Raw genomic sequence first — 2,770 nt, forward strand, 5'->3', positions numbered from 1 at the left:
AGATTATGCGTGGGATGGGGGCGGGTTGATCTAGATTGTTTATATGTATCAAATATCCTTCGTAAAACCCGCCCCTACCATGACCTGTAGGGGCGGGTTTCACCAACCATCTATGTGAAAAACCAAAAATCTCTAAAACCCGCCCCCACCCAACGACAAATCCTAATCTACTCCCACATCAGGTTAATCTAGATTATGCGTGGGATGGGGGCGGGTTGATCTAGATTGTTTATATGTATCAAATATCCTTCGTAAAACCCGCCCCTACCATGACCTGTAGGGGCGGGTTTCACCAACCATCTATGTGAAAAACCAAACATCTCTAAAACCCGCCCCCACCCAACGACAAATCCTAATACATATCAATTAGTTTCCCCAACGAGTGGGGAGAATTTTTGATGCTATTGACATTGCGGAAATTGACAGAAATCTAATGTTTCCATTCAATTAGTTTCCCCAACGAGTGGGGAGTTGCAATCCAGAAACAAGCTAAGTTCCACTACTACAAGTTTCCATTCAATTAGTTTCCCCAACGAGTGGGGAGTGCGAATCATGCAACAGCATGGTAAAGCCGGCCTCCTAATGGAGTTTCCATTCAATTAGTTTCCCCAACGAGTGGGGAGCCAATAAACTACTTACAATAAGCAATGGCGCGGTAAGTAGCGTGTTTCCATTCAATTAGTTTCCCCAACGAGTGGGGAGAGATCGACGGTATGACCAAACTAATTAGGTTTTATCCAAGTTTCCATTCAATTAGTTTCCCCAACGAGTGGGGAGATGAAATTTGTTAGACACCATAACAATGGCTTGACCACGTTCAAGCTAGTTTCCATTCAATTAGTTTCCCCAACGAGTGGGGAGAAGTCTTCGTGACTTTATTAAAAACACAACAAAGCAGTTTCCATTCAATTAGTTTCCCCAACGAGTGGGGAGGCTTTACAGAATAGAAAAGCACAAAAACGCTGTGCAGAAGTTTCCATTCAATTAGTTTCCCCAACGAGTGGGGAGTCCTCTATATTAAACCTCATACAGCGCAAGATGTCTAGAGGCCATTTGCGAGGCTCAGGAATTTTTTCTAGAAATCACACCTGTGCCCGCTAAACAAAAATCCTGAAACCCTTACCCAGTAATGCTGCGAGGCTCCCGACACAAAAATGACGTTTCAGCCAATTTACCGCCAGCCTCGCAACACCAGCTAAATAATCACTGATCCAGGTGCTTTTGTCACCGGTGCTCCCACTCCCAAAACCTCCACCTGTCCCAAAGTATGACGAGACACCGGATAAAACCGGATGCTATCCTCTTCCAGATTTACCTTTTTCCCAAGTCGCGATCTTAATTCATCAAACTTAGCTCGACTGAGTACACACTCAAAAGCACTATACTGCACCCAAGTTCCGTAACCTTCCAACAAATCATGCACTTTACAGCGCCGTTTGTTGTCAGGAATATCGTAAATCACCACATAAAAAAGCACGGCTTAGCGAATTTGGTAAGGTTTATAAAGCTCGGTTGGGTTGTAAACAAACTGTTTATATGCTTTAATTTGTTGGTTCAGCAAATCCCACTTAGGTTGTTTACCAGAATCCGTTTCAATTTCCTCCTCCATTCGCTCTAAAAAAGCTTTCAGGTATTTGCGTCTCCCAGAATCATTTAAGAAACATCCGCCGTTACTATAGACAAAATCATTGCCAGCATCCACAAATCGGCGATTGACTAAATAAGTAACTAACGAATCAATAATTGGAGCCCGAAATTCCTCAATCAAATCCGAAGCCAAAGCCGCATGACGTTCCGTTCCCTGATGCAAACAAGCCGAATACGGATCGAGCCCTTGCAACTCAATCAAACTCAACAAATGATTCCAGAGAACTTGATAGCCAAAACTGAGCATAGCATTAACCGGATTACCCGGAGGACGGCGCGACCTACCCACAAACACAAAATCAGGATTGCTCAAACACTCTTCAAAAGCGGCAAAATACTGAGCCGCCCCCGCACCTTCCATCCCCATCAACTTCTCAATAGTTTCAGCTTCCCCAGCTTTTTTGATTAAATGTTCCAAACAGTTAATGGCAAAAGCAATGACATCAGAAGCTTGTCGGCGCTGCTGTCGCATCAGGATCACGCGACTATTTTTCAGCTTGGCCTGCACAATGCGTCTGGCTACTTGCAGGCGTTCAGCAAAACACAACTGTTGCTGATAGCGAGAGAGTTGTCGGTAGCCGCGTTCGATAGGAAGAATCCGCCCGTAACAGTAACCCATCCGCGAAAGATAAGCAATGGGAATATTCCGCCACAGACAAGTTCTAATTGCTTGAGTTGTGACTTGAGACTTACCAAAAATCAGCAGTTGTTCGAGGAGAGGAAGCTGTATTTCACCCAGCACAGATTCCCCTTTTTTGATAACCAACATTTCTTGGTGCAAGGAAACGTAACAACCAGGTTGAGAAACGTAGACGGTACGCATAAGCAATTATTGGGTAGTCAGAAACCGGGTTTTTTCCGAAATACTTCGTCACACCACCTAAAAACCCATAAAAACCCGGTTTCTTAGATTTTTGGAATCATCGTAGGGGCGGGTTCACCAACAAGATTCGCCACTCATTGACAGAAAAAATAAACCCGCCCCCACCCACAAAGAAATCTCAATCTACATCATCGTAGGGGCGGGTTCACCAACAAGATTCGCCACTCATTGAGATAAAAAATAAACCCGCCCCCACCCAACGACAAATCTCAATCTACATCATCGTAGGGGCGGGTTCAC

General features: G+C 44.5%; 2 protein-coding genes and 1 CRISPR repeat array. Both genes read right to left on the reverse strand.

Features of this window, described 5'->3' with window-relative positions; translation table 11 throughout:
• The first annotated feature begins 353 nt into the window (after positions 1-353).
• Positions 354-1,008: a CRISPR direct-repeat array (repeat unit 37 nt; unit sequence AGTTTCCATTCAATTAGTTTCCCCAACGAGTGGGGAG).
• 187 nt (positions 1,009-1,195) lie between these two features.
• Positions 1,196-1,477: a CRISPR-associated endonuclease Cas2 gene (cas2, locus tag AAFP14_RS26365; protein WP_341735128.1), complete on the reverse strand. Its 282-nt coding sequence runs from the start codon at positions 1,475-1,477 to the stop codon at positions 1,196-1,198.
• Positions 1,478-1,480: 3 nt separating this feature from the next.
• Positions 1,481-2,470, reverse strand: coding sequence for a CRISPR-associated endonuclease Cas1 (gene cas1 / locus AAFP14_RS26370; protein ID WP_341735129.1), 990 nt, complete (start codon positions 2,468-2,470; stop codon positions 1,481-1,483).
• Positions 2,471-2,770 lie beyond the last annotated feature (300 nt).

Source organism: Microcoleus sp. EPA2 (genome assembly GCA_020882975.1).
In the GTDB taxonomy this organism is placed as follows: domain Bacteria; phylum Cyanobacteriota; class Cyanobacteriia; order Cyanobacteriales; family Microcoleaceae; genus Microcoleus.